Origin of the sequence: Ureibacillus sp. FSL K6-0786 (genome assembly GCF_037965165.1) — a bacterium.
Classification (GTDB): domain Bacteria; phylum Bacillota; class Bacilli; order Bacillales_A; family Planococcaceae; genus Ureibacillus; species Ureibacillus thermosphaericus.
On sequence record NZ_CP150191.1, the window covers coordinates 1356281 to 1382455 of the forward strand.

24 protein-coding genes and 1 pseudogene are annotated in these 26175 nt (G+C 35.7%); 2 read left to right on the forward strand and 23 right to left on the reverse strand.

Annotated elements, in window-relative coordinates:
* The 7 genes and pseudogenes from mazG to NSQ18_RS06650 all read right to left on the reverse strand — a co-directional run bounded on the left by mazG (position 1) and on the right by NSQ18_RS06650 (position 9505).
* On the reverse strand, positions 1–1458 hold the full coding sequence (gene mazG / locus NSQ18_RS06620; protein ID WP_016838841.1) for a nucleoside triphosphate pyrophosphohydrolase: 1458 nt from the start codon (positions 1456–1458) through the stop codon (positions 1–3).
* Positions 1459–1466: 8 nt separating this feature from the next.
* Positions 1467–3080, reverse strand: a complete 1614-nt coding sequence (locus NSQ18_RS06625) for a polysaccharide biosynthesis protein (RefSeq protein ID WP_016838842.1) — start codon at positions 3078–3080, stop codon at positions 1467–1469.
* A gap of 275 nt (positions 3081–3355) precedes the next feature.
* Positions 3356–3892, reverse strand: a complete 537-nt coding sequence (spoVT, locus tag NSQ18_RS06630; RefSeq protein WP_016838843.1) for a stage V sporulation protein T — start codon at positions 3890–3892, stop codon at positions 3356–3358.
* A gap of 228 nt (positions 3893–4120) precedes the next feature.
* A pseudogene (gene mfd, locus NSQ18_RS06635) lies at positions 4121–7653 on the reverse strand (transcription-repair coupling factor).
* Between the two features lie 140 nt (positions 7654–7793).
* Entirely contained in the window at positions 7794–8021 is a 228-nt protein-coding gene (locus tag NSQ18_RS06640; protein ID WP_016838845.1) for an anti-sigma-F factor Fin, read from the reverse strand.
* 93 nt (positions 8022–8114) lie between these two features.
* Positions 8115–8672, reverse strand: a complete 558-nt coding sequence (pth, locus tag NSQ18_RS06645) for an aminoacyl-tRNA hydrolase (protein ID WP_016838846.1) — start codon at positions 8670–8672, stop codon at positions 8115–8117.
* Between the two features lie 209 nt (positions 8673–8881).
* Positions 8882–9505, reverse strand: coding sequence for a 50S ribosomal protein L25/general stress protein Ctc (locus NSQ18_RS06650; protein ID WP_016838847.1), 624 nt, complete (start codon positions 9503–9505; stop codon positions 8882–8884).
* Between the two features lie 296 nt (positions 9506–9801).
* Between NSQ18_RS06650 and NSQ18_RS06655 the strand changes: the two genes are divergently transcribed.
* Positions 9802–11454, forward strand: a complete 1653-nt coding sequence (locus NSQ18_RS06655) for an IS1182 family transposase (RefSeq protein WP_339287681.1) — start codon at positions 9802–9804, stop codon at positions 11452–11454.
* Positions 11455–11482: 28 nt separating this feature from the next.
* Here NSQ18_RS06655 and NSQ18_RS06660 read toward each other — a convergent pair whose 3' ends face one another.
* The 13 genes from NSQ18_RS06660 to metG all read right to left on the reverse strand — a co-directional run bounded on the left by NSQ18_RS06660 (position 11483) and on the right by metG (position 23525).
* A complete protein-coding gene (locus tag NSQ18_RS06660) occupies positions 11483–12442 on the reverse strand; it encodes a ribose-phosphate diphosphokinase (protein WP_016838848.1) in 960 nt (319 codons plus the stop codon).
* Between the two features lie 14 nt (positions 12443–12456).
* Positions 12457–13821 carry a bifunctional UDP-N-acetylglucosamine diphosphorylase/glucosamine-1-phosphate N-acetyltransferase GlmU gene (gene glmU, locus NSQ18_RS06665; protein WP_096549927.1) on the reverse strand — a complete coding sequence of 455 codons (1365 nt, stop codon included), beginning with the start codon at positions 13819–13821 and terminating at the stop codon, positions 12457–12459.
* 255 nt (positions 13822–14076) lie between these two features.
* Positions 14077–14385 carry a septation regulator SpoVG gene (gene spoVG, locus NSQ18_RS06670; protein WP_016838850.1) on the reverse strand — a complete coding sequence of 103 codons (309 nt, stop codon included), beginning with the start codon at positions 14383–14385 and terminating at the stop codon, positions 14077–14079.
* 197 nt (positions 14386–14582) lie between these two features.
* Entirely contained in the window at positions 14583–14957 is a 375-nt protein-coding gene (locus NSQ18_RS06675; protein ID WP_016838851.1) for a RidA family protein, read from the reverse strand.
* On the reverse strand, positions 14957–15784 hold the full coding sequence (purR, locus tag NSQ18_RS06680) for a pur operon repressor (protein ID WP_016838852.1): 828 nt from the start codon (positions 15782–15784) through the stop codon (positions 14957–14959). Before purR ends, NSQ18_RS06675 begins: the two co-directional genes overlap by 1 nt.
* A gap of 67 nt (positions 15785–15851) precedes the next feature.
* Entirely contained in the window at positions 15852–16718 is an 867-nt protein-coding gene (ispE, locus tag NSQ18_RS06685; protein WP_339289492.1) for a 4-(cytidine 5'-diphospho)-2-C-methyl-D-erythritol kinase, read from the reverse strand.
* 170 nt (positions 16719–16888) lie between these two features.
* On the reverse strand, positions 16889–17083 hold the full coding sequence (locus NSQ18_RS06690; RefSeq protein WP_096549929.1) for a small, acid-soluble spore protein, alpha/beta type: 195 nt from the start codon (positions 17081–17083) through the stop codon (positions 16889–16891).
* Between the two features lie 122 nt (positions 17084–17205).
* Positions 17206–17469, reverse strand: a complete 264-nt coding sequence (locus NSQ18_RS06695; RefSeq protein ID WP_016838855.1) for a Veg family protein — start codon at positions 17467–17469, stop codon at positions 17206–17208.
* Positions 17470–17622: 153 nt separating this feature from the next.
* Complete coding sequence (rsmA, locus tag NSQ18_RS06700) at positions 17623–18501, reverse strand: 16S rRNA (adenine(1518)-N(6)/adenine(1519)-N(6))-dimethyltransferase RsmA (protein WP_339289495.1); 879 nt, start codon at positions 18499–18501, stop codon at positions 17623–17625.
* Positions 18494–19060, reverse strand: coding sequence for a ribonuclease M5 (gene rnmV, locus NSQ18_RS06705; protein WP_016838857.1), 567 nt, complete (start codon positions 19058–19060; stop codon positions 18494–18496). The genes rsmA and rnmV overlap by 8 nt, the downstream gene beginning before the upstream one ends.
* 151 nt (positions 19061–19211) lie before the next feature.
* Positions 19212–20405 (reverse strand): G5 and 3D domain-containing protein, encoded by a 1194-nt coding sequence (locus tag NSQ18_RS06710; RefSeq protein ID WP_016838860.1) that lies wholly within the window; start codon positions 20403–20405, stop codon positions 19212–19214.
* A gap of 133 nt (positions 20406–20538) precedes the next feature.
* Positions 20539–21309, reverse strand: coding sequence for a TatD family hydrolase (locus NSQ18_RS06715; RefSeq protein ID WP_016838862.1), 771 nt, complete (start codon positions 21307–21309; stop codon positions 20539–20541).
* A 251-nt stretch (positions 21310–21560) separates the two neighbouring features.
* Positions 21561–23525, reverse strand: a complete 1965-nt coding sequence (gene metG / locus NSQ18_RS06720; protein ID WP_339289498.1) for a methionine--tRNA ligase — start codon at positions 23523–23525, stop codon at positions 21561–21563.
* 368 nt (positions 23526–23893) lie between these two features.
* Between metG and NSQ18_RS06725 the strand changes: the two genes are divergently transcribed.
* Positions 23894–24172, forward strand: coding sequence for an AbrB/MazE/SpoVT family DNA-binding domain-containing protein (locus NSQ18_RS06725; RefSeq protein ID WP_016838867.1), 279 nt, complete (start codon positions 23894–23896; stop codon positions 24170–24172).
* A 137-nt stretch (positions 24173–24309) separates the two neighbouring features.
* Here NSQ18_RS06725 and rsmI read toward each other — a convergent pair whose 3' ends face one another.
* The 3 genes from rsmI to NSQ18_RS06740 are packed head-to-tail and all read right to left on the reverse strand — an operon-like array spanning position 24310 to position 26175.
* A complete protein-coding gene (gene rsmI, locus NSQ18_RS06730) occupies positions 24310–25182 on the reverse strand; it encodes a 16S rRNA (cytidine(1402)-2'-O)-methyltransferase (RefSeq protein ID WP_016838870.1) in 873 nt (290 codons plus the stop codon).
* The gene (locus tag NSQ18_RS06735; RefSeq protein ID WP_016838871.1) at positions 25179–25442 is read right to left on the reverse strand and encodes a GIY-YIG nuclease family protein; all 264 of its coding nucleotides are present in this window, start codon (positions 25440–25442) and stop codon (positions 25179–25181) included. Before NSQ18_RS06735 ends, rsmI begins: the two co-directional genes overlap by 4 nt.
* Entirely contained in the window at positions 25426–26175 is a 750-nt protein-coding gene (locus NSQ18_RS06740; RefSeq protein ID WP_016838872.1) for a tRNA1(Val) (adenine(37)-N6)-methyltransferase, read from the reverse strand. Before NSQ18_RS06740 ends, NSQ18_RS06735 begins: the two co-directional genes overlap by 17 nt.

A 26175-nucleotide genomic window follows, 5' to 3' on the forward strand; every position in this document is an offset into this window, starting at 1 on the left:
TTACTCCTTTTCTAAATGTTTTGCTTCATTCCAAAATTCATCTAGTTGTTCTAACGTAAAATCTTGAAAATTTTTTCCGCTCTTTCTCACTTGTTCTTCAACAAATCGAAATCTTCTAGCAAATTTTTCATTGGCGTGAACCATTGCTTCTTCAGGGGATATATTATAAAAACGAGCAATATTGACAAGGGTGAACAGAACATCTCCAAATTCGTCCATTATCGATTCATTGTTACCTTTCTCCAGTTCTTCACGGAATTCCTTCCATTCCTCATCGAATTTCGATAAAGCACCACTTGCATCTGGCCAATCAAAGCCTACTGTAGCGGCTTTCTTCTGGTAATTATAAGAAGTTTGCAATGATGAATTTGGTCGATACTCCCCTTTTAATAAAGATTCTTTTTGTTCACCTTTCTCTTGCTTTTTAATTTCTTCCCAATTCAATACAACTTCATCTGCATCTTTCACTGAAAGATCGCCGAATACGTGCGGATGACGACGAATCATTTTTTCAGAAATGCTTTCCAACACTTCTTCTAAATTAAAATAGCCTTCATCTTCTCCAATTTGAGCATGCAAGAAAACTTGCAATAAAATATCCCCAAGTTCTTCTACCATGCCAAAATCATCTTTTTCATCAACCGCTGCTAGGAATTCATGAGTCTCCTCAATTAAATATTTTTTTAAACTTTCATGAGTTTGTTTTCGGTCCCATGGACAGCCATTCGGTCCGCGCAATGTAGCAATAATGTTTCTAAAAGTAGTCCAGTCTTTTAAAGCGTCTAGATGACTTTTTACTGGCGGAACATAAATAGTCGTTAAATTATTCAATTCCATCGCTTGATCCAATTCATAAAGCGGAATCGTTTTAATCAGTTCATTACTAGATCCTGCACCAGTAACAACGGTAATTGGATAATCATCCCGATATTTTTCCATTAGTGTTAATTTCACTTCGGATGCGCTAAATTGGTCATACACTTGAGCTATCAGTACATGGGAACGCATGTTAACGTCATGAATGGAGAAGTTTGTCCCATCTAGCAACTGAAACCCTTCAATAGGATCGATTTTTAGGGCAGCAAATATCGGATCTAAAAAACTTTGTCCTCCTTCAATTGCTAATTGAACTTTTCCTTCTCTTTCAGCTTCAATTAACAATTGTACTGTTTGCTCAGCCACTAAAGGATGGCCAGGTACTGCGTATACAATAGGTTCTGACTGCGCAGCTTCTAATAAATGTTCAACAATCTCTTGATAAACCGGTAGAAACGTATCATGTTTTTCATACACTTGATCAAAACTTTCAAATTGGATTCCTTCGTCTTGCAACACACGCAACACAGGGTGTTCCATTGTACGAACAAAAACTTTTTTTGCTTCTTTTAATTTTTTATAAATACCAATTGGTAATTGTTCATAATCCGATACACCGAGCCCCATGATTGTTATATGCATTTTTCCACCTACTTTCTTTTATTTAACAAAAGCTGATAAACAGCCATTCTCCGGCCAAAAGGGATTAAAAACCACTCTTTTTCGGAAAGCATACGAGATTTTGCTACAAACGTCAAAAATACAAAAGCTCCTGTAGCAATTAAGATTGTTCCGAAACATACTGCTTCTACTCTACTGTTAGCAAATATACCACTCTTCATTTGGAGGAACCCATCTAATAAGAAAACAGAAAAAGTCATTACGGTGCTTGCGCCGATTAATTTTATGTAATAGTTAAGAGGAGCCAATTGAATGAACGTTAATTTTTTTAAATAAAGGATAAGTAAAGTTGCAGCGATAAATAGCACTGCGCTGCTCGTAACTGCAGAACCTAAAACGTTCATGAAAGGTACAAGAGCCATATTGCCGATTAATTTAAAACAAATAGCACCTGCTAAAATGAAAAATGGCACTTTTAATTTCCCCATGCCCTGTAAGATGGCTGTGAAAGTCAAAATAATCGATAACGGTATAATTTGTAGTACATAAACGGTTAATACGTTTTGAAGCGAATTCGTTTCAAATAACATTTCGTTCACATAAGGCATCACAATTATTAATCCTAATGAAGAAGCTACTCCAAAAAGTAGGGCTGTTCGATATGTTAACTGAATAAAAGGTTTTGCTCCTCTTCCTGTATTTTTTTTGGACTGAACAGCTACTAGCGGAACAATAGCAATTGATAAAGAAGAGGCGATCAAGATGCCCAATTGCACAAGTGGTTGGCCACGATCATAAATCCCTTTCGTTTCTTTTGCAAGTTGCGAGTCAATTCCATTTTCGATCATTAACGAATAAACAGTAAACGAATCGATTAATTGAAAACTTAAGAGCAATAAACTGCTCATACTTATACTTAAACTTAATAAAGTCGCTTCTTTCACAATCGGCCATTTCTTTACTGCACTCTTCGTTTTTTGGAAAGGAAAGGAAGGAAATGTTTTCTTGGCATAATATAACAACAGTAGAACCCCTGCTACTTCCCCTATGACAGTTCCTAACACTGCCATATTGCCCGCTAAGTAAAGAGAGCCAGAAGTAAACATCACAAAAATGGCTCCAGCTAAAATAGTCGTAACTCGAATGAGTTGCTCAAATACTTGGGCATTGGCTACTGGGGCCATCGCGCCTTGGGATTGAAAAGTTCCCTTCAGTATTGCAAGTATCGGCATAAACAATGTAACAAAGGAACCTGTTCTTAGTAGTGGAGATAACTGCTCATCTCCCATTAATGTTGCTAATAAATCGGCTCCTAAAAATAGGAACGAAAAAAAGAATAACGATAATGCTACTAAATATAAAAATACCGTTTGGGAAATAATGTACTTTTTCCATTCAGCATTAGGAGATAATTCCGCATCGGCCAACATTTTAGAAATCGCTACAGCGAATCCCCCTGAAGTCCATACAACGAAAAATGATATAAAAGGATATACTTGTTGATAAATATAAAAACCCGCATCTCCCACTAAATTTTGAAAGGGCACTCGATAAAAGGCGCTCAATATTTTTACGATAATCGCTGATATAGTTAGTAATAAAGCGCCTTTCATATATCCTTTCATTCCAAATGAATTTGACATACCTTATCCTCTTTCCTTATCTACATAATAGAAAGTATACCAAAGAGTCGTTTAAATAAAAAAATCTACTTTCTTCCCACTTGTACATAACTTCTACCAAAATATTATTTGGTAATCGAATCTCCTAACTGGGCCAATCAATGTATTTCTTAAAACCATATATTGAAACAGTAAACATATGCTATTCACGGTACAATTCCCTATGTTGCATGTTGTGTTACTTTCCTAAACAATGAAAAAACGCCTCTTATAGAAAGAGACGTTTTCCTTCTGATTTAGTTTTCCATTTGCTTTGCTAAGAAGTGTGCCGCTGTTTCCGCTGCTTTTTGTTCCACTTCGCTTAGGAAATGAACTTTAGATAGCAAATATACCGCCCCAATTGTATCACCATTTGCAACGATTGGAGCTACACAATAAGATTTCACTTGCTCAAATTGTCCTGGTACTAATTCAATTGTTGTTTCATTCTTTTCCATCACAACAGAGCGCTGTTTCATAAAATCCTCTGCAAAAGTTGAAAGTCGACGATTTGTGTAATCCTTCTTAGATAATCCTGCAACAGCGATCATTTCATCTCGATCGCTTATTAATGCTGGAGTTCCAATTGTTTCATACAAGGATTCTACGTATTCTTTTGCAAACTCGCCTAAGTCATTTATCGGTGAATATTTTTTTAGAATAACTTCACCTTCTCTATCCGTATAAATTTCCAAAGGGTCTCCTTCACGAATGCGCATTGTTCTGCGAATTTCTTTTGGTATTACAACACGACCTAAATCATCGATACGACGTACTATTCCTGTTGCTTTCATCTATGCTGCCTCGCTTTCTGAATCGTATTATTTCACAGATAGTATGTTTACTCTTTAGGCAAAGTATGCAAAAAATACATTGAGAGGATTTTGTTTTTATTTCGTCGAAAATTTGTAAAATTAATATGTCCAAAAAATTTTAAAAATATAACAATAATTGAAAACATTAAACAACAATGAAGGAATAAAAAGACCCAAAATATAATATTTGGGTCATTTCTTACAGTCTTATTTTGCCTCTTGTTCCACTACATTATTCTTCCTTGCCTTATAAACAATTTCAACGACTTGTTCCAATACATCAAGCGGTTCATATTTTCCACATTTTTTTCATCAATTGTTAGAGTCAATATCGGTCCATCCATACTAAATCCAACTGCTCGATCAAATTTCATTGTTTCCGTTACTACAACAGAGCCATCCACATTTTTTGTGCCTTCTTCTGAAAACACAATTGAAATGACTTTTTGTTTTTCTTTGATTGACACAATACCTGAATGTGTAGCCCACGCCTTAATTCGAGCTATGCGCAACAGCTTCTCTGTTTCAGGAGGCATATCCCCAAATCGGTCGTGTAATTCTTCCAGAATTTCATGGTAATCTTCCGGATTTTCCATCGCTTTAATCCGTTTATACATTTGAATTTTCTGATACCCATCAGGAATATACCGATCAGGTATATACGCGTCAACATGAAGAATCACTTCGACTTCTTCTTTCTCTTCACGCTTCACTCCTTTTTGTTCAGCAATCGCTTCTTCTAATAATTGAGTATATAAGTCAAATCCTACGGTATCGATAAAACCATGCTGCTGTGCACCTAGTAAATTCCCTGCACCACGAATGGAAAGGTCGCGCATTGCAATTTTAAAACCGGATCCTAATTCCGTAAATTCTTTAATGGCTTGAAGTCGTTGTTCTGCAACTTCGTTTAGCACTTTATCACGTTGATACATGAAATATGCATATGCTACTCGGTTTGATCTTCCTACACGGCCACGCAATTGATAAAGCTGAGAAAGCCCCATCTTATCAGCATCTTGGACAATGAGCGTATTTACGTTTGGCATATCAACGCCCGTTTCAATAATCGTAGTAGTCACAAGCACATCAAATTCGCCATTTAAGAAGCTAAGAATCACTGACTCCAGTTGGGCCTCAGTCATTTTTCCATGCGCATAACCAATTCGAGCTTCCGGCACGAGCATTTGAATTTCTTCTACTTTTTTCGTCATATCCTCTACACGATTATATAAATAGAAAGTCTGACCTCCTCGTGCCATCTCCCTTTCAATGGCTTCTCGCACTAACGCACCATTATATTCCATCACATACGTTTGAACTGGGAAACGATTTTGCGGAGGTGTTTCAATAACAGAGAGATCTCTTACACCAACCATTGACATATGGAGGGTTCTTGGAATCGGAGTCGCTGTTAATGTCAACACATCCACGTTCGTCTTTAACTGTTTAATTTTTTCCTTATGGGTAACGCCAAATCGTTGTTCCTCATCGACTATCAATAATCCTAAATCTTTAAACGTTACATCTTTAGAAAGAAGCCGATGAGTACCGATGACGATATCCACCGTTCCATCTTTTAGTCCTTTAATAGTTTCCAATTGTTCCTTTCGAGTGCGGAATCGGCTTAATAAGCCCACTTTAATTGCATAATCCTGAAATCTTGTGCTAAAGGTTTCATAATGTTGTTGTGCTAATATGGTCGTTGGCACAAGAAACGCCACTTGCTTACCGTCCATAATCGCTTTAAAAGCTGCACGAATTGCCACTTCCGTTTTACCGTATCCCACATCACCGCAAACGAGCCGGTCCATTGGTCGTTCCCGTTCCATATCCCGCTTTACTTCAAGAATTGTACGAAGCTGATCCTCAGTCTCTTCATAAGGGAAAGCACTTTCAAATTCACGTTGTTCATCTGTATCAGGCGAAAAAGCAAACCCCTTTTCTGATTCCCGTTTTGCGTATAGTTTAATTAATTCTTCTGCTATATCTTTAACAGCAGATGAAACTTTTGCTTTCGCTTTTTTCCATTCTGTACCGCCCAGTTTATGAAGTTTTGGTTCCTTCCCTTCTGAAGAAACATACTTTTGAATTAAATCAATTTGATCAACTGGTACATATAATTTATCATCACCGCGGTAACGAATATGAAGATAATCTTTATGTGTTCCGTTCACTTCAAGAGTTTGAATACCAATATATTTTCCGATTCCGTGATGAACATGAACAACATAGTCGCCCGGTTTTATCTCTGTATAGCTTTTAATCCGTTCAGCATTGGTCATCTTTTGAGAACGAGTTTTTTTCCGTTTAGCTTGCTGTTTAAATAATTCATCATCTGTCACTACTGCTAAACGTTGCAATGGCAATTCAAATCCTGAACTAAGCTGTCCATCAATTAAGAAAATTCCTTCTCCCTTTGGATGTCCAATGGTGACATCAATCTTGTAATCTTCTAAAATATTTTTGATTTTTTCTAATCGACGTTCTCCATCAGCGACAAATAGCACAGTAAATTTTTCTCGATTCCAGCGTTCAATTTCACTTTGTAAGAGCGGTATTTGTCCGTGAAATTGTTGCATTGGTTTGCAGGAAAAATTCGTCGTTTGGTCAAACCGAATACCGGTAAAGTTGCGAGTAAACAATGTAAGATATATTTTTTGCAGATCCAACATAGAGAAAATTTCTTTAAAGGAGTAAGAAGGTTGAACATCATGAACCATTTTTCCTTCTTCTATTAATGATATGAACCACTCTTCTTCTTCCCGCTCCCATGCTCCTGTCACTTCTTGAATTCGACCAAGCTCATCGAATAAGATAATGCCATCTTTTGAAAAATAATCTCCTAAAAATGCTGGTTGTTCATATAATAATGATCCATATTTCGTCACATGATTAGGTAAATTCCCTTGTTTCAACATTTCAATATCGTACTTGATATTTTCATATAATGCTTCTTGAACTTCCTGTTTTTTGACCTTTTTTATACTTCTTGAAAGAGCTTTTTCTAAACGCTCTGCCAATTGAATGCGCTGGTCTAACGTCAACAGCAACTCAATGGCCGGCAAAATACGACACGACTCTAGCTTTTTAACGGAACGTTGATCGTCTGCAGAAAATTCACGGATGGAATCTACTTCGGTATCAAAAAGTTCAATACGAAATGGTGACTCTGCATAGGGTGGATAGATATCTAGTATTCCTCCACGCAATGCAAACTCACCTGGTGTTGTTACCATTTGGCTTCGTGTATATCCCATTTCTACTAATTTCGAAAGCCATTGGTCTATATCTATTTCTTGACCGACATGTACTTCTAAAAGGTTATGTTTCCATTGTTCCACTGGCGTCATATATTTACGCATACCTGCAATAGGAATAACGTAAATCGCTACTTCTTCTCTTATTAAGTGATCCAATGTAGAAATCCGTCCTGCTCTTAATTCAGGAGATGCTATCGTCATGTCTGCTGCAATAAATTCATCTGCAGGATAATAATGAACATATCCTTCTCCTACAAGGGATGTTAAATCGTCTACTAACTTTTGCGCTTGCAATAAATTAGGAGATAAAATATAAACTGGTCGTTTTAATTCATTAAAAAGCGCATTAATAAAAACTGCACGTGCACTTCCAGTTAACCCTGTAATTAATTGAGATTTAAACGTTTGTTCTTTCAATTGGTTGATTAGCATGTTTATATGTTTATCTTGAGAGAATAATTGAGTTATAACTCCCATTGTAGAAACCTCCTTCCAACTAAGGCACTCGTTATGTAGCCATTCTATAAATCAACCGAAACATTACGTTTATTTCGTTTACTGCAAATTTACAATATATTGGAAAAAGCCTTGGACAATTTTCGTCCAAAGCGTTATTTTTATTGAATCCATTTTTTTAAAGCATAATAATCAGGAAATTGTCGTAACGATTCCTCACAATGTTCACAAATACAGTGTACTGTCGTTACTCCAAGTTCATCTTTTTCGATAAATTCTTCTATTTCGCCAACTTCGAATAAATGAAGCTTGCGTATTGTTTCTTCTTCATTAAAAGGTAATGTACCCAATTCGGTATCGCAATATCTACAACGGTAACGAACAGTCATACTGGATCCTCCTTAACGAGCTTCGGTATATATTCCAAGTATAGACTGTTCGATTATCAATTATGCACTGTAATTTATTTAAACAATTTTTGCTTAATTAAATTCATTCATTACATCAATGAATTTTTTAGACAATGATGCCTCACAGGCTTGGACCACTTTTTCAATTGCTTGTTCAATAACAGGCTCTTCTTCCTTAGAAAACTTTGAAAGGACATAATCAGGGACTTTCATGCCAGCCGGCGGTCTGCTAATACCGACACGAATGCGTTTAAATTCCTGCGTTCCAATATGCTGAATAAGCGATTTAATGCCGTTATGCCCTCCAGCACTTCCTTTTTGCCGAAGCCGAAGTTTACCTGTCTCCAAGTCTAAATCGTCGTAAATAACAATTATATCTTCAACATCTATATCAAAGTAATCCATAATTGGTCGAACACATTCACCAGATAAGTTCATGTACGTTAGCGGTTTCAACAACATTACTTTTCCTTCAGGTCGATGGACAACTGTATACATACCTTTAAACTTTGATTCACTTAATGTCACATTCCATTTTTCTGCTAACGCATCTATACACATAAATCCAATATTATGTCGAGTACGATCATAATTTTTGCCTGGATTACCTAAGCCTATTATTAGTTTCATGAAACCATTCCTTTTTATCCTAATTCGCTGCGCTTATTTTATCACATAATATAAAAAAAAGTGTTAAATAAAGACACTAAGTATGTAAACTTTCTATCATTCCTCTTACATTGTTTATGCTAATACCCATGCTATCATCAAATCTAAAGCCTATCTGATCACAATAAGAAAAGGGTTGTCCAAGTCAGATACTTAGACAACCCAATGGTTTATGCTTGAGATTCAGGAGCTTCTGTAGCCTTCATATCTTGATTATCATTATCTCCTTGTCCTGCATCGCGAGCAGTTGCTGGAGAAGTGACTGTAAATACTGTTACGTCATCACCTTCAATAATATTGAAATTGAGCCTTTCTCTAAGATCACTTACAAAAAGTGTATCTCCAATCCCTAATTCCGATACATCCACTTCGATTTTCTCTGGAAGTTCAGCGGGCTTCACTTTTATTTTTAATGTACTTAGAATTTGGGTTAGTACTCCGCCTTCTTTTACACCAATCGCTTCTCCAACTGCATGGATTGGTACATCAACTTCAACTTCCTCATCCATGTTTACTGACAAAAAATCAACATGGAGTACTTGTCCTTTTAACGGGCATCTTTGCACTTCATTAATGAGTGCTTTTAGTTTTTTCCCTTCTACCTCAATATCGAAAATACTTGTACTTCCTCTTTTTTGAACTTCTTTTGCTACCTCTTTATAATCGATTGCAATTGGCGTATTTTCAATATTATAGCCATAAATGACAGCAGGTAATTTTCCTCCTTTTCTAAGTTGGGTAAGCTCTGAACGTACACCAGTCTTACGTACTGACGCTTGTAATACTGTGCTCACGATTTCAACCCCTCCATTAGAAAATTATGGACTACCTAATTTCTATTATAGTCCATTTTCTGAAAGTTTCCATAAATCTCACATCGCAATAAAGTATGTGTTCTTTTTCATTCTGTCCAAATTGCTAAAATTTTAAAAAAAAGAGGCTGGGACAAAACCCCCTCTAAAATGGAAACAGCCCATGAAATTTTGGAATGAAATTTCATGGGCTGTTTTTCATTTTTTCAATAAAAAATAAGGACCTCTTCTGTTAAAATTAAGTTAGCACACAAAACCTAACAGAAAGAAGGGACCTTATGTTCAAATATTATAACATGAATCAATTAGTTTTGCCTCTAGATTTAGAAATAAAATTACAAGAAAATGATATTGCCTTCCACATTCACCATTTAGTTGAAAGTATTCCAGATGAAGCCTTCCAGCCGTTTCTTCGAAATACAGGTTGTCCTGCTTATCATCCACGCATGATGCTAAAAATTATTTTGTGTGCCTATTCGCAGTCTGTCTTTTCAGGTCGAAAAATTGAAGCGCTATTAAAGGACAGTATACGAATGATGTGGTTGGCACAAGGATATGAACCAAGTTATCGGACGATCAATCGTTTTCGTGTGCATCCGGAAGTAAAAGAATTAATTCGTCAATGTTTTGTCCAATTCCGTTGCCAACTGGTGGAAGAAAAGTTAATCGATCAAGAAGCCATTTTTATCGATGGTACGAAGATTGAAGCGAATGCCAATAAATTTACTTTCGTATGGAAGAAATCCATTGAAAAATACAACCAAAACTTAATTGAAAAGTCCAATCAGTTATACAACGAACTATTAGAAAAAGAAATCATCCCTGAAATGGAGCGGGAAAATGAGGGAGAACTGTCCGTTGAAGAACTCGCTCAAATGGTGCAACAAGTCGATGAAGTCATTAAGGAATATGACCAAAAGATAGAAACATCGCCCGATGCCACAGAACGAAAAGCATTAAGAAGCGAACGAAAATATCCAAAACAAGCGTACAAACAATTAATAGACTTCATTCTACGAAAACAAAAATACCAAAAAGACTTGGACATCTTGGGGGAACGGAACAGTTATTCCAAAACAGATCAAGATGCAACGTTCATGCGAATGAAAGACGACTATATGAAAAACGGTCAATTGAAAGCTGGATACAATGTACAAATCGCAACAGAAGGTCAATACGCACTAGCTTATAGCATCTTTCCAAATCCTACTGATACACGTACATTAATTCCGTTCTTGAATAAGATAGAAAAGGATTATTTTCCGTTGCCAAAGTATATTGTCGCAGATGCTGGTTATGGTAGTGAACAAAACTATGAAGACATCCTTTCGAATCGAAAATGTGAGGCACTCATTCCATATACCATGTATGAGAAAGAACAAAAGAAGAAATATAAACAAAATCCATTTCATCCAGACAATTGGATGTACGACGAAGAAAGTGATACCTACATTTGTCCAAATCAGCAGCGAGTAACCTTCCGTTATCGTTCTGTACGTACAGATAAGACCGGTTTCAAACGAGAATTGAAAATCTATGAATGTGAAAACTGTTCAGGATGTCCATTTCGTTCATCATGTACAAAAGCAAAGGAAGGCAATCACCGAAAGGTCATGGTGAATGAAAAATGGGAACAACAAAAAGAATATGTAAGAGCGAAGCTTTCAGAAGAAAAAGCTGGTTCTATTTTCCGTCAACGTAAAATAGACGTAGAACCAGTTTTTGGATTCTTGAAGGCTAATTTGCGTTTCACTCGATTTTCCGTTCGAGGAAAATCGAAAGTGGAAAATGAAATAGGCATTGCCTTAATGGCCGTGAATTTACGAAAATACACGGCCAACAAAGATCAACTAACCAAAAATAATGGGGATAAATGGAAAAAGGAGAATTTGAGTTGGCTCAAATTCTCCTTTTTCCTATCTAGAAGCTAGTTTTGTCCCAGCCTCTTTATTTCAAGCATTAATCAAATAATGTACTTACAGATTTGTTTTCATAGATGCGGGAAATTGCTTCCGCCATTAATGGTGCAACAGATAATTGAGTAATTTTTGAAATCATTTTTTCCTCTGGTAATTTAATTGTATTTGTAACAACTAATTCTTTAATAACAGAGTTTTGAATTCGTTCGATTGCTGGACCTGATAACACAGGATGTGAACAGCAAGCATATACTTCTTTTGCTCCGTTTTCTAGCAATGCATTCGCACCAATTGTAATCGTTCCAGCAGTATCAATAATATCATCAATTAAAATACAAATTTTTCCTTCAACGTTACCAACGATGTTCATTACTTCTGCCACATTTGGTTTTGGTCTACGTTTATCAATAATGGCAATCGGCGCTTTTAAGCGTTCAGCCATTTTTCGAGCTCTTGTCACTCCACCGTGGTCTGGAGAAACGACTACAACTTCATCTTCAGCAAAGTTTTTAGATTTAAAGTAATCGGATAATAGCGGAACGGCCATTAAATGGTCAATTAAAATATCAAAGAACCCTTGGATTTGAGGAGCGTGTAGATCCAACACAATTACACGTGTTGCACCAGCAGTTTCCAATAAATTCGCTACTAGTTTTGCAGTGATTGGTTCACGAGCTTTTGCTTTACGATCTTGTCGAGCATAACCATAATAAGGAATCACTACATTGACTGTGCGTGCAGATGCTCGTTTTACTGCATCGATCATAATTAAAAGTTCCATTAAATGTTCATTTACTGGATGAGAAGTTGATTGAACGATAAACACGTCACAACCGCGAATACTTTCTTCAATATTAATTTGAACTTCTCCATCACTAAAGTGTTTTACAGAACATTTCCCTAACTCAACACCCATTAGCTCAGCAATTTCTTGTGCTAGCGGATAATTTGAATTAAGCGAAAATATTTTTAATTTAGAATCAGCGTATGAATACGGCATGATGGCCTCCTAATTTATTTTAATTTTTTTGCGTAATCTATTTTATTTTCTTGTCGAGCACGTGCAATTGCTAATGAATCTTTCGGAACTTCTTTTGTAATTGTAGATCCAGCAGCAATGAATGATCCTGTTCTCAATGTCACAGGCGCTACTAAATTAGCATTGCATCCTACGAAGACATTATCCTCGATAATTGTTTTATGTTTATTTTTCCCATCATAGTTAACGGTAATGGAACCGCAACCTATATTAACATTTTTCCCAACTTCAGCGTCACCTATATAACTTAGATGCGATACTTTAGATTCATCTCCAATTTTGCTTTTCTTCACTTCCACAAAGTTACCAATCTTCACATGATTGCCTAACTCTGCTTCAGGTCTTAAATGGGCAAATGGTCCAACAGAAGTATCTTCCCCTATTACACTTTGTTGCACTACTGAATGTTTAACAACAGTACGATTACCAATTGTGCTATCATTAATTTGGCTATTCGGTCCGATTACACAATCTTCTCCAATCACTGTTTTCCCTTCAATTACAACACCAGGATAGATGATTGTATCTCGACCAATTTCAGCATCAATACTAATATGTGTCATGGAAGGGTTAATAATTGTTACTCCATTCGCCATATGTTTTTTATTGATGCGTTCACGCATAATTTCTTCAGCTTGAGATAAGGCAATTCGATCATTTACGCCAAGCGTTTCATTGAAATCTTCACAAACGTAAGCGGTAACAATTTCGCCTTTCTGTTTTAAAATTTCAATGACATCTGGCAAATAATATTCTCCTTGTGCATTATTATTATTCACTAATTTTAATGCTTCAAATAACGCCTTGTTATCAAAACAGTAAGTTCCAGTGTTGATTTCTTTTTCCAAACGTTGTTCTGGTGTCGCATCTTTGTGTTCTACAATTTGAGCCACTTGACCTTGATCATCACGAATTACTCGACCATATCCTGTAGGATCATCTGCAATTGCAGTAAGAATTGTTGCTTTTGCATTTTGAGCAACGTGATGTTCAAATAACGCCTTCATTGTTTCCGGGCGAATCAAAGGTGTATCTCCACAAACAACTAAGGTTACGCCCTCTAAATCACCTAATATTGATTCAGCCTGCATTACGGCATGGGCTGTTCCAAGTTGCTCTGACTGAAGTACGTATTCAGATTTTTCGCCAAGTTGTTCTTTTACTTTATCTGCACCATGACCTACAATTGTTACAATACGATTAACATCTAAAGTTAATATATTGTCAACAACATGTTCGACCATTGGCTTACCACATACGGGATGTAATACTTTGTATAATTTGGACTTCATGCGAGTTCCTTGGCCTGCAGCCAGCACGATCGCAAAAATGTCATTCATCCTAAGTCCCCCAATTTTAGCTCATGTTCTCTTATGACTATATAGTAATTTTGTTCGATTTTCAAGGCATTGAAAGGTTGTCAAGACATCTTATCTCCCTCTCTATTATATTTTTTTTACATCTGTTTTCATATTATTTTTTTTTAGAAAGTTTATGAAAGTGTTCATTCATGCTAATCTTGTACACATTAATTCCTTTACAAGCACACAAAAAAACGTCCCAAAAGTAAATAACTTACTTTTGAGACGCTTTTTTTATGCGTTTGCTTTTTCTAATTGAGATTCTTCGTTTTGAATTTCTACTTTTTCTTCACCGGCAGCATGATAAGCAGCTAACACAACGTCTTGAATTTTATTGCGTGTGTTAGAATTAATTGGATGCGCTATATCACGGAATTCACCATCCGGTGTTCTTTTGCTTGGCATAGCCACAAAAAGACCGTTATTCCCATCAATCACTCGAATATCATGAACAACAAACTCATCATCTAGTGTGATGGAAGCAATTGCACGCATACGCCCATCTGTTTGTACACGTTTTAGTCTTACGTCAGTAACTTCCATTCTTTCACTCCTCTCTTTCCTCTAGGATGCCTTTAAGTTTTTACAATTCTACAAAACTTAAAAAATTCCTTCTAACTTTTTGAAAAATTTTCAAATAATTTTTAAGTGTTTTATATTTTTGTAAATAGACGTTTTTCATAATAAATAATTGAAAAAAATAAAGCGATGAATTCACCCTTGAATTCATCGCTTATTATTTATTCAAATACTGCAATTACTTCGATTTCTACTTTCACATCTTTTGGTAGTCTAGCAACTTCTACTGCTGAGCGAGCCGGTTTATGATCGCCAAAATTCGCTTCATAAACTTCATTCATCGCAGCAAAATCGTTCATATCGCTTAAGAATACAGTTGTTTTTACTACATTTTTTAATGATAATCCTGCAGCTTCAAGTACAGCCTTTAAATTTTTAAACACTTGGTTTGTTTGTGCAACAATATCTCCTTCAACTAATTCACCTTCAGGAGTTAATGGGATTTGACCAGAACTAAAGAAAAATCCATTTGCAATTATTCCTTGGGAGTAAGGTCCAATCGCTTGAGGAGCATTTGTAGTAGATACTGATTTCATTATAATCTCTCCTTTGAAAAATAATTTCCTTCGCTTAATTGAATCGTTCTCTCTTTTTCATTGACCGAATGAAGTTTTACTAAAGAATAATAATCATCTACTAAAGTTTCACCTGCATGTTCAGCTTCGACTAGAACAGCAATGCCTCCTAGAGTACAATCAAATTCCTCTAGCAAGTTTTTCATGCCATTCATCGTTCCGCCAACCTTCATAAAATCATCCGTAATCAAAACTCGTTGACCACTTTTCATACTACGCTTTGATAATACCATTGTTTGGATTCTTCTGGAAGAACCTGATACGTAGTTGATGCTTACTGTTGAACCTTCTGTTACTTTACTATCCCTGCGCACGACAACAACCGGCACATTTAAATGTCTAGCAATCGAATGAGCTATAGAAATTCCTTTCGTTGCAACTGTCATAATAGCATCGATTTGTTGGTCTTTAAAAATACTTGCAAACACTTTTCCTACACGATTCATTAATTCTGGATTTCCCAATAAATCGGTCATAAATAAATAACCACCAGGGAGTAAGCGATCTGATTTGCTTAATTCAGATATTAATATTTGTATGGTTTCTCGAACTTCATCATCCGATACAGTAGGAATATATTTAACTCCCCCACTCGCCCCAGGAACAGTGACTAATTCTCCAATACCTCTTTCTTCAAAAGTTCCTTTCACAATTGCTAAGTCTTCACTTATTGATGATTTAGCAGAATTATATAACTCAGCAAAATAGGTTAGTGGAATGAGTTGATGTGGATGCTCTAATAAATAATGTGTCATATCAACCAAGCGTTCACTACGCTTCCATTTCATGCAACCCTCTCCTAAAACAAATTAAAATACGAATATTTTATAGAAAAATTATCATAAATGTACGTATTTAGGCAAGAGAATTCCTTTCTCCTAACATGCGTACTGCATAAACTTCATCACAAAAGCCTTTGAGGCCGTTGTACACTCTATTTAATCTTGATTCGCTATCAACAAACCCAAAAACTGTTGGACCGCTTCCACTCATTAGTGCGGCATCTACACCGAATCGGATCATTTGATTTTTAATGACAGCTACTTCTGGATATAGAGAACATGTAACAGATTCAAGAACATTTCCTAAAGACTTGCACATTAAAGAATAATCTTTATTTTCCAAAGCAGTCATCATTTGTTTTGTGTTAGGATGTTCTATATTTTCTAAATTCAGACCTTCATAAATTTTTGCAGTCGATACTCCAATTCTAGGTTTTGCAAGTATTACCCAACAAGAGGGAGGAGCAGGCAATGGTTGAATTTTTTCTCCCCTACCCGTAGCTAAAGCTGTACCTCCATATACACAAAACGGAACATCGGAGCCAATATTAGCTCCTAACTCTGCCAAAGTATCAATCGATAAATTTAAGTTCCACAGTTGATTCAATCCTCGAAGCGTAGCAGCTGCATCACTGCTTCCTCCAGCCAGTCCAGCTGCAATAGGGATTTCTTTATGAATCGTAATGGTTGCTCCTTCGTGAACGTTATATGTATTTTTTAAAAGTATTGCTGCTTGATATGCAAGATTTCGATCATCTTCCGGTACGATGCTACTTGATGAATGAATGACAATTTTTCCATCGTTCCTTAATTCAAGCCCAATACGATCGGCTAAATCAACTGTTGTCATGACCATTTCTACTTCGTGATATTGATCGGGACGTTTATAAAGTACATCAAGTGTTAAATTTATTTTTGCAGGTGCTTTAATATAAAGCATTCTGATCCTCCTAACAGCTCCTAATACAGGGAAATTTCTTCCGTATATTGTACCATAATGATGGTATCACCATAGATGTTAAATATTAAACATAGAAGTATTAAATAATTTTTGAAAAATGAAAAAATGCCAACAGCCCTTTTAAGAGCCATTGGCCATGTCAACACTACTTATTGATCGCTATTTTGGTTTGCTTGCTGTGCTAAACTTTGTTCAGCCATTTCAATTGCTCGCTTCACCATATTACCTGCATCTCTGGCTCTAATTCCGCCCCAACCTTCTCGTTGGACTACATCATAGAAACCGAGCTCTTTTGCAATTTCCTCTTTAAGACGACTCGACATGATCCCGTTTCTTCGTGCCATAGAGATTTGCCTCCTTCAAATAAGTAGGTTGACATCCGTAGTATGTGCAGGTTCATAAAAAAATTGTAGACAAAGTCGATGCAAATATCGGCTTTGTCTACAATTTACAACAAGGCAGAAAATTATTTCACTGCAAGTGCTTGATTATTGTCATCTAAAAAAGTAATTTCCACAGCTTCAGTTAAAATATCAGTGTAACTATAAGAAACACGCTTACAAGCACTATCCTTTTGATCGAGTTCAACAACAAAAACAGCATTGTACGTTTCGCTTAAAATCCCATTGCACTCCATCGTTTTTTTCCGGCCACCATTTGCTTTTAATCGCAAAGGTTTCCCGATGTGTTCATCCAATGTTTTTTTAATCTCAGCTAATGTTTTTGGCATTTCCGCATACACCTCACTAAGTACTAGTATAGACTAGAAATGCCATTCTGTCAATAAATTATAATATTTTATCAGCAGACAAATATTTTTGTCAACTTATTTTTTTATAAAAAATTAAGTTTTCGTCATATTTTTTGTAATGTTTCCCACTAATTACCCAAAATGTGGTAATAAAGCGTCTGAAAGTTTCCCGAATTCTTCAATTGTCAATGTTTCGCCTCTTCTGGTAGGCTCAATGCCACATTGATTCAATGCATCCACAATCTGCTGTTTCTTTTCCTTTCCTGATGGAAGTCCAGATTGTAAATTATTTAAAATCGTTTTTCTTCGTTGAGCAAAAGAGGCTCTAGCTACAATAAATAAAAAGTCTTCATCGATTACTTGGATTGGCGGCATGTTGCGCATCGTTAGTCGAATTACTGCTGAATCTACATTTGGTTGCGGCATAAATACAGTCTTTGGCACCGTCATTACAACCTCTGCTGTCGCATAATATTGCACAGCAATTGATAACGAGCCGTAATTTTTTGTTCCTGGTTTTGCCGTTATACGGTCTGCCACTTCTTTTTGCATCATGACTACCAACCCTCGTATCGGTAAGCGGTCATGCAACAATTTCATCAATATTGGGGTTGTTACATAATACGGAAGATTTGCAACCACCATAATATCTTTGATTCCCTGCATCTCTTCTTCTATAACCTTTGCGACATCCGCTTTTAAAATATCTGAATGAATTACCTTTACATTTGAATAAGGGCTTAATGTATCTTCCAATACAGGTAATAGACGGCCGTCAATTTCAAATGCAACGACTTTCTTACAATTCCTTGCTAAATGCTCTGTTAATGCTCCAATGCCCGGTCCAATTTCAATTGCCCCGCTCTCTTCACTCAAGTTTGCGTAACTCACAATATTCCGAAGAATATTTGGATCAATAATAAAATTTTGTCCCAAACTTTTTTTAAAGGAGAATCCGTATTGATTTAATATTTCTTTTGTTCGTACTGGCGTTGCTATGTCTTTATACATTTTGTTCCTCCTGATCAATTTGCGCTATCGCTTGTGAAAATTGCTCAAAAGTGATTTGAAACATGATTAATCGCTTATGCAGTTGTTTTCCATTTGTCAACCCAATATTTAGTATTTCGCCTAACCGAATTCTGCGATTCTTTGCTAGCGGATGGCCAATGAGGCGGGCACTCATTAAATCCCCAATGGTTATCTCTTCTTTTAAAGGCTTTTCTGTAATGGGTGTATATACATTTTTTAATGCTTGACGTATATCATCATCACTTGCATGTTCAATTCCAAGACCTTTTCCGTTTTTAGCTATACATTTTTCTTTTGAAAGAAAGGCATGTTTTACTCCTGGAATACGCTCCTCGATAATTGCTCGAATTCTTCTACCTGGATAATCAGGATCTGTGAATACAATAACCCCACGTTTTTCGTGAGCATGCTGAATGCGGAGTAATGTTTCTTCAGAAATAGCAGAACCATTAGTTTCGATTGTATCTGCTTTTACTGCTCTTTGAATAGCAATAGTATCATCTTTACCTTCGACAACGATGATTTCTTTAATTTCCAACTTTGTTCCTCTCTTCTACTTTTATCTTGGACAATTGTACAAAACATCAACATTTTTCACAAGAAATGTTCGTTTAAGATTACTGCTCTTCTGCAATTTTAAAAAAAATAAGGCTTTCCCGTTTTTTAAAAACAGGAAAGCTCAATAAAATTTAGTCTAATACTTTAATTCGTACTTTTTTACGACCCCATTGAATAGCTTCTTGCTTTGATTGTACAAGTACGTCAATTTTATTTCCTTTAATCGCACCGCCAGTATCACCCGCAATAGCATATCCATATCCTTCAACCCAAACTTTTGAACCTAAAGGAATTACATTTGGGTCTACTGCAATTACTTTTAAGTTCGGATTGCTACGCAAATTAATTCCTGCAGCGGATGTACCGGAACAACCATCACAGTATGGAGTGTATGCAGTAGCAGTTACATAAAACTCTTTCCCACTTTCGCTTGTACCACGAGATACTTTAGCTGTTACTACTTTAGTTCCCACCGCTACCACTTTTGCTTTTGGTTTTTCGATAATTTGTTCATTCTTTAAAACCTTTTTGACTACTTTTCCATTTTCTTTCGTAATTTCATATGTTCTTGATACTTTTCCTTTTTTTCCTTGTGAAATTACTTTTTCTCTGCCTTTCAACAACGAAGAATCTGATCTTGTTTCTACTGGATAGTTAATTTCTTCCTCCACTACATCGGTAACTTTTTCTACGCGAACAATCGTGACTTCGTCGTTTGGTTTTAGCTTATCACTTAATTTTTTTTCGACACGATCTAGTTCATTTAGTGTTATCTTTTGTTGCTTTAAAAAGTTAGCGACCGTAGTGGAAGTGGACCACACTTGCTTCATTTCAGTTCCATCAACAAGTGTTACCTGAAACGCTTTATTAATTTTAATTTGATTTTCATCACCTAAATCTTCATCCAAAGGAATAGAAACTTCATCGTATTCGGCTACTTGAATGTTTGCTTCACTCAAAATATTTTTGACTTTCGTTTCGGTTGTCCAAATCTCTTGTTCTTTTTCATCGATAATAATTGTTACTTGTTTTGCTTGAATCCACTCAATCTCCATTCCCGATGTAATTTTGGCATCAAGTGAATAAGATAATTTATCATGCATCGATATTTCAATATTTTGATCTTTCAATAATTCTTCAACAGTTTTTGCATGAGTTAATATTTTAATTTCTTCACCATTTGCATGTATTGTCACAGGCTTTTTTGTTCCTTGATACAAAACAAAGGAAATAACTGCCACAAACAATACCATAAACAAAATGGTGACCACTGATTGTTTATACTTGATCCCAAACAAAATTTTCCTTATGGGATTACTTGACATTTAAAAACGCCTCCTTAACACTCGTTGGATTATACGGGCAACTTCTAATTATGTCAACTAAAAAATTTTTTAGTTTAGTATTTTAGTAACTTTAAACCCTATTAATCTGCAGTATTGGAGGCTTTTTTAAAATTTATACATTTAGCTTAAAAATCTTGATTGCATTTTCAGTCGTTGCCTTCGCAACTTCTTCAACCGACATCTCTTTTAACCGAGCAATTTCTTCTGCAACTAACGGCACAAAAGAAGGTTCATTTCTTTTTCCTCGATATGGATGCGGTGCTAAATAAGGTGCATCTGTTTCGATTAATAGATGCTCCAATGCAATTTCTTTCGCCACCATTTTCGGCAAGCGGGCATTTTTAAATGTAACAGGCCCACCTAAACTAATCATAAAATTCATTTTGATGCATTCCAGTGCCGTTTCGACGCTTCCACTAAAACAATGCATGATGCCACCGACCGTTTGAGCGTTTTCTTCCTTCAAAATTCTTACAACATCCCCCGTTGCATCACGATTGTGAATAATGATTGGAAGATTAACTTTTTGCGCCAAACGAATTTGTTGTCGAAATAGTTCTTGCTGTACTTCTTTCGGTGACTTATCCCAATAATAATCCAATCCCGTTTCACCAATGCCAACGACTTTAGGGTGATGGGTCAACTCTTCAATCCATGCTAAATCTTTTTCTGTGCAATCGATTGCGTCTACTGGATGCCAACCAATTACTGCATATATAAATTCATATTCCTCTATGAGTTTTATTGCTCGCTCGATCGTTATTCGATCAAAGCCAACAACAATCATTTTTTCAACTTTTGCAGCTCGTGCTCTATCAATTACTTCTTGTAAATCTTCTTGAAATTGATCTGCATTTAAATGAACATGTGTGTCAATAAACATTTTGATTACACCTACCGTCTATTTTATTGCTAACGAACATTACTGACTTAACAAAAAGATTACAATTCGATTACAAGAACCCAATCTTATGATATTTACCTTATTTTTTCGTAATAAATATAGTCTATTCATACTAAAAGGTTTTCATTTAATTCCAATTAACCACCAAAATCGTTATGTTAATATAATTAATTAAAATGAGTTTTGAACAAAAATGCCTGTTGAATCATTTCATCAACAGGCTAATCACATTATTTTACTTTCGCACCATTTTCCAAAGCAGAATCTACTGTCGCAATTTTTAACACACCATCATGAGAACCAGCTAAAATCATACCTTGAGACAACTCGCCACGAAGCTTAACTGGTTTTAAATTGGCCACAACAATTACTTTTTGACCAATTAATTCTTCAGGTTTATAATGCTCAGCAATTCCTGAAACTACTTGACGTTGTTCATAGCCTAAATCCACTTGAAGTTTAAGTAGTTTATCGGTTTTCGGAACTGGTTCACATGCTGTAACAGTACCTACTCTTAAATCGAGTTTTAGGAAATCTTCAATTGTGATTTCCGGCACTTCAGGAGCTTCTATTGGCTTTTTCGTTTCTTCCTCTTGAGGTGTTTTTACAGAAGCTCGCATCTGCTCACGAATATATTCTATTTCTACTTCAGCGTCCAATCTTGGGAAAATTGGTACTCCTTTTTCTACCACTTTTGTGTTTTCTGGTATAACATTTCCGAACTCTTCAATCGTTTCCCAAGCCAATAATTTTTCATCTAAACCAAGTTGTTCCATTATGCGTTTTGGTGTTTGTGTCATAAACGGTTGTAACATTACTGCAATATGACGTAAACTTTCGGCCAAATTATACATTACTTGACCTAATTTGCCATGGTTTTCGTCATTTTTTGCCAACACCCAAGGCTCTGTTTCATCAATGTATTTATTTGTTCTTGAAATAAATGACCACAATTCTGCTAATACAACACTAAACTGCATTTTATCCATGTTGGCTTCATATGCAGCTTTTGTTTCTTTTGCGTGAGTTTTTAATGATGCATCAAATTCTGTTTCTTCTAAATCCTTTGTTGGTATGATTCCATCAAAATATTTATTAATCATTGAAACCGTACGATTCAATAAATTACCTAAATCATTTGCTAAATCATAGTTTGTCCGCTCTACAAATGATTCTGGAGAAAATACGCCGTCTGCCCCAAATGGTAATTCGCGTAGTAAGAAGTAACGCGTTGCATCCAATCCGTAACGATCAATTAACATTTCCGGATAAACAACATTCCCCTTCGATTTCGACATTTTTCCATCCTTCATCATAATGAAACCGTGGGCAAATACTTTTTTCGGAAGCGGTAATCCCAATGCCATTAGGAAGATCGGCCAATAAATAGTATGGAAACGAACAATATCTTTTCCTACGACATGAACATCGGCTGGCCAATACTTATTGAATAATTCTTCATTATCCGAACCATATCCAAGAGCAGTAATGTAGTTTGTTAGCGCATCTACCCAAACATAAATGACATGTTTAGGATCTCCTGGTACTTTAATTCCCCAATCAAAGGAAGTTCTTGAAACAGAAAGATCCTCTAATCCCGGTTTAATGAAGTTATTAATCATCTCATTTTTACGTGATTCCGGTTCAATAAACTCTAGGTTTTCTTCATAATATTGAAGTAAACGATCAGCATATTTTTGCATATTAAAGAAATAGGATTCTTCTTTCAACTTTTGAACCGGGCGTCCACAATCTGGACAATTGCCTTCAATTAGCTGAGTTTCTGTAAAGAAAGATTCGCAAGGAGTACAATACCAACCTTCATATTCTCCTTTATAAATATCTCCGTTGTCTAAAAACTTTTTAAAGATTTTCTCAACACTTTTTACATGACGTTCTTGTGTGGTTTGGATAAAATCATCATAAGAGATATCCATTTTCTCCCACAATTCTTTTGCTGCTTTAGCAATTTCATTCACATATTCTTGCGGATGTTTTCCAACTTCTTGGGCTTTTTGTTGAATTTTTTGTCCATGCTCATCCATTCCTGTTAAGAAACGAACATCATATCCGCGCAATCTTTTATATCGTGCCATAGCATCAGATGCCACAGTTGTATATGCTGTACCAATATGAAATTTTCCGCTTGGATAATATATTGGTGTTGTTATATAAAACGTTTTCTTCTCACTCACCTAAACTGCCTCCATTGTCAACTATATATAGTATTTATTGTAACGATTAACTATTTCTGTTTCAACGCTAACATATTATACTAAAGTTTTGACGAATTTTACTAATTCAATCAATTAAAAAATTAATGGAACTTTTTGTCTAAATACTACGTTTTATAATAATATTCTTTAACGATTAATACTTTTTTAATAAAAAAAACGAATTTTTATAAATTCTTTTATTAAATCTCAAAACTTCAATGCTAATTTATTGACGTTTATTCCTTTTATTGGTATTATTCTAGACAGACAAAGAATAAATGTCGAATTTTGGCGAATACGAGATTTATTCTAAAATTATGACTCATTTATAGGAGGAAAACATTGTCATGAAATCTACAGGTATTGTTCGTAAAGTTGATGAGTTAGGTCGTGTAGTGATTCCAATTGAGCTTCGACGCACACTTGGCATCAATGAAAAAGATGCACTAGAAATCTACGTAGACGATGATAAAATCATCCTCAAAAAATACATGCCTAACATGACTTGCGCTATTACTGGAGAAGTTTCAGATCAAAATTTCCGCTTAGCTGGAGGAAAATTAATTTTAAGTCCAGAAGGTGCCGAAATTTTACTGAAAGAAATTCAACAACAGTTAAACAAATAAGTTGAATATGGGGACGTGTCTGATAAGGCAAATCGCTCCTCATACGACACTAGTGCATTTTTATCTATCAGAGGAACATAACTTCGATTTTCGAAGAGGGTTGGCTGTCTAGATAGTTTCTAGACAGCCCTTCTTTTTTATAAATGATATTGCTGATAAACCTCCCTTTTTGGAAGACCTCTTAATTTAGCCACTTCTTTAATTGCCTCTTTTGAAGAAAGTTGTTTTTCTCTCATTAGTAAATCTACGTGTTCTTGAATCGTCATGTTTGTCCAATAAGCATCTTCATTGTTTTCTTCCACTTCATTTTGCGATCCTTCAATAACGATACAAAATTCCCCTCTCACTTCATTCTCTTCTGTCCATTGAATTGCTTCTTCTACAGTACCACGTAAAAACTCTTCAAATTTTTTTGTTAACTCTCGTGCTAAAACAATTTTCCGATTGCCTAACTCGGCTGCTAAATCTTTTAATGTATCTTTTAGACGATGGGGTGCTTCATAAAAGATTAATGTTTCTTTTCGATTTTTGAGATTAGATAACTGTTTTTTTCGTTCTTTTTTGTTGCGATTTAAAAAACCGAAAAAGTAAAATGGTTGAGGCGTTAAACCAGATGCAATTAAAGCTGACATGGCTGCATTGGCACCTGGTATAGGAACTACTGCAAAATCTTCCTCAATCGCTTTTTGAGCAATATCAGCACCGGGGTCAGATATGCAAGGCATCCCCGCATCACTTACTAATGCTACTGATTTCCCATCTCTTAACCACTGCAATATTTTTTCTCCTGCTTGTTCTTGATTATGTTCATGATAGCTAACTAACGGTGTCGTAATGTCGTAATAATGACAAAGTTTTTTCGTATTTCTTGTGTCTTCTGCCGCAATGATGTCCACTTCTTTTAAAATGCGCAATGCCCTGATTGTAATGTCTTCTAAATTTCCAATGGGCGTCGCAACTAAATATAAACAACTGCTTTGTTCATACATGCTACTTTTTTGAGATTTCATTTTTTACATCTCCCAATATATTTCAATTTTTCGCTACGTTTTAATTGTTTAAAGGCGTATTCAGCTCTCATTGCTTGCTCTTTTGTTTCATAAATTTCATAATATATGCATTTTACCGGCCGCTTTCCTCTCGTATATTTTGCTCCTTTGCCCGCATTATGCTGATTCACTCTTCGTTCTAAATCATTCGTATATCCCGCATAAAAAGATGAATCGGCACATTCCAAGACGTAAAAATAATGTTTATCCTTTTCCACCATATAAGATTTCACTCATTTCAGCTGTATACTGATTGTTGTCATCATATACATACAGAGGAGGCAAAATTTTTAAATCCGGCTTGCCATCTTTGATTCCCTCAATCAACAACATATTTGCTTCTTTCCCCATTTTCGGATAGATAAAGCGAATTCGTTTCGGTTCTAAACGATGTTTCCGCATAGAAGTAATAATATCAAGTAATCTCCCCGGTCTATGTACAAAGGCTGCCTTTCCGCCTTGTTTCAGCAACCTGCTTGCCGCATGAATTGCCTCATCCAATGTAAGCAATACTTCATGGCGGGCAATCGTATAGTGCTCGTTTAAGTTTTTATCGCTTGATTCAATATCTAAAAAATACGGTGGATTACATGTCACAGCATCATATTTTTCAATGCCGAGTAGCGGAGGAATGTCCTTTACATCACCATGAACCATTTGAAGTTGATTTTCTAATCTATTGTATTGAATACTTCTTACTGCCATATCATACAGCCGCTCTTGAATTTCCACTCCAATAATCTTTGCTTTTGTGCGAGTGCTTAAAAATAAAGGAATAACACCATTTCCTGAACATAAATCAACAATTTGTCCCTTTGAAATAGGAATGTTAACAAACTTCGCTAATAAAACGGCATCTAAAGAAAAAGAGAAAACGGAAGGACTTTGAATAATTCGTAAATCCTCTGCTAATAAATAATCTAACCGTTCATCATCCTTTAACCAATCTTCCAC

What these genes read in the sequence shown, in the direction of transcription:
- purR (WP_016838852.1), bottom strand. Translation starts at nt 15,784, where the DNA reads ATGAAATGGAAGCGTAGTGAACGCTTGGTTGATATGACACATTATTTA.
- spoVT (WP_016838843.1), bottom strand. Translation starts at nt 3,892, where the DNA reads ATGAAAGCAACAGGAATAGTACGTCGTATCGATGATTTAGGTCGTGTT.
- NSQ18_RS06725 (WP_016838867.1), top strand. Translation starts at nt 23,894, where the DNA reads ATGAAATCTACAGGTATTGTTCGTAAAGTTGATGAGTTAGGTCGTGTA.
- mazG (WP_016838841.1), bottom strand. Translation starts at nt 1,458, where the DNA reads ATGCATATAACAATCATGGGGCTCGGTGTATCGGATTATGAACAATTA.
- NSQ18_RS06675 (WP_016838851.1), bottom strand. Translation starts at nt 14,957, where the DNA reads ATGAAATCAGTATCTACTACAAATGCTCCTCAAGCGATTGGACCTTAC.
- NSQ18_RS06695 (WP_016838855.1), bottom strand. Translation starts at nt 17,469, where the DNA reads ATGCCAAAAACATTAGCTGAGATTAAAAAAACATTGGATGAACACATC.
- ispE (WP_339289492.1), bottom strand. Translation starts at nt 16,718, where the DNA reads ATGCTTTATATTAAAGCACCTGCAAAAATAAATTTAACACTTGATGTA.
- NSQ18_RS06625 (WP_016838842.1), bottom strand. Translation starts at nt 3,080, where the DNA reads ATGTCAAATTCATTTGGAATGAAAGGATATATGAAAGGCGCTTTATTA.
- rsmA (WP_339289495.1), bottom strand. Translation starts at nt 18,501, where the DNA reads ATGTATAAAGACATAGCAACGCCAGTACGAACAAAAGAAATATTAAAT.
- NSQ18_RS06655 (WP_339287681.1), top strand. Translation starts at nt 9,802, where the DNA reads ATGTTCAAATATTATAACATGAATCAATTAGTTTTGCCTCTAGATTTA.
- NSQ18_RS06690 (WP_096549929.1), bottom strand. Translation starts at nt 17,083, where the DNA reads ATGGCACGAAGAAACGGGATCATGTCGAGTCGTCTTAAAGAGGAAATT.
- NSQ18_RS06735 (WP_016838871.1), bottom strand. Translation starts at nt 25,442, where the DNA reads ATGGTGGAAAAGGATAAACATTATTTTTACGTCTTGGAATGTGCCGAT.
- NSQ18_RS06640 (WP_016838845.1), bottom strand. Translation starts at nt 8,021, where the DNA reads ATGACTGTTCGTTACCGTTGTAGATATTGCGATACCGAATTGGGTACA.
- pth (WP_016838846.1), bottom strand. Translation starts at nt 8,672, where the DNA reads ATGAAACTAATAATAGGCTTAGGTAATCCAGGCAAAAATTATGATCGT.
- spoVG (WP_016838850.1), bottom strand. Translation starts at nt 14,385, where the DNA reads ATGGAAGTTACTGACGTAAGACTAAAACGTGTACAAACAGATGGGCGT.
- NSQ18_RS06715 (WP_016838862.1), bottom strand. Translation starts at nt 21,309, where the DNA reads ATGTTTATTGACACACATGTTCATTTAAATGCAGATCAATTTCAAGAA.
- glmU (WP_096549927.1), bottom strand. Translation starts at nt 13,821, where the DNA reads ATGAATGACATTTTTGCGATCGTGCTGGCTGCAGGCCAAGGAACTCGC.
- NSQ18_RS06710 (WP_016838860.1), bottom strand. Translation starts at nt 20,405, where the DNA reads ATGTCAAGTAATCCCATAAGGAAAATTTTGTTTGGGATCAAGTATAAA.
- NSQ18_RS06660 (WP_016838848.1), bottom strand. Translation starts at nt 12,442, where the DNA reads ATGCCGTATTCATACGCTGATTCTAAATTAAAAATATTTTCGCTTAAT.
- rsmI (WP_016838870.1), bottom strand. Translation starts at nt 25,182, where the DNA reads ATGAAATCTCAAAAAAGTAGCATGTATGAACAAAGCAGTTGTTTATAT.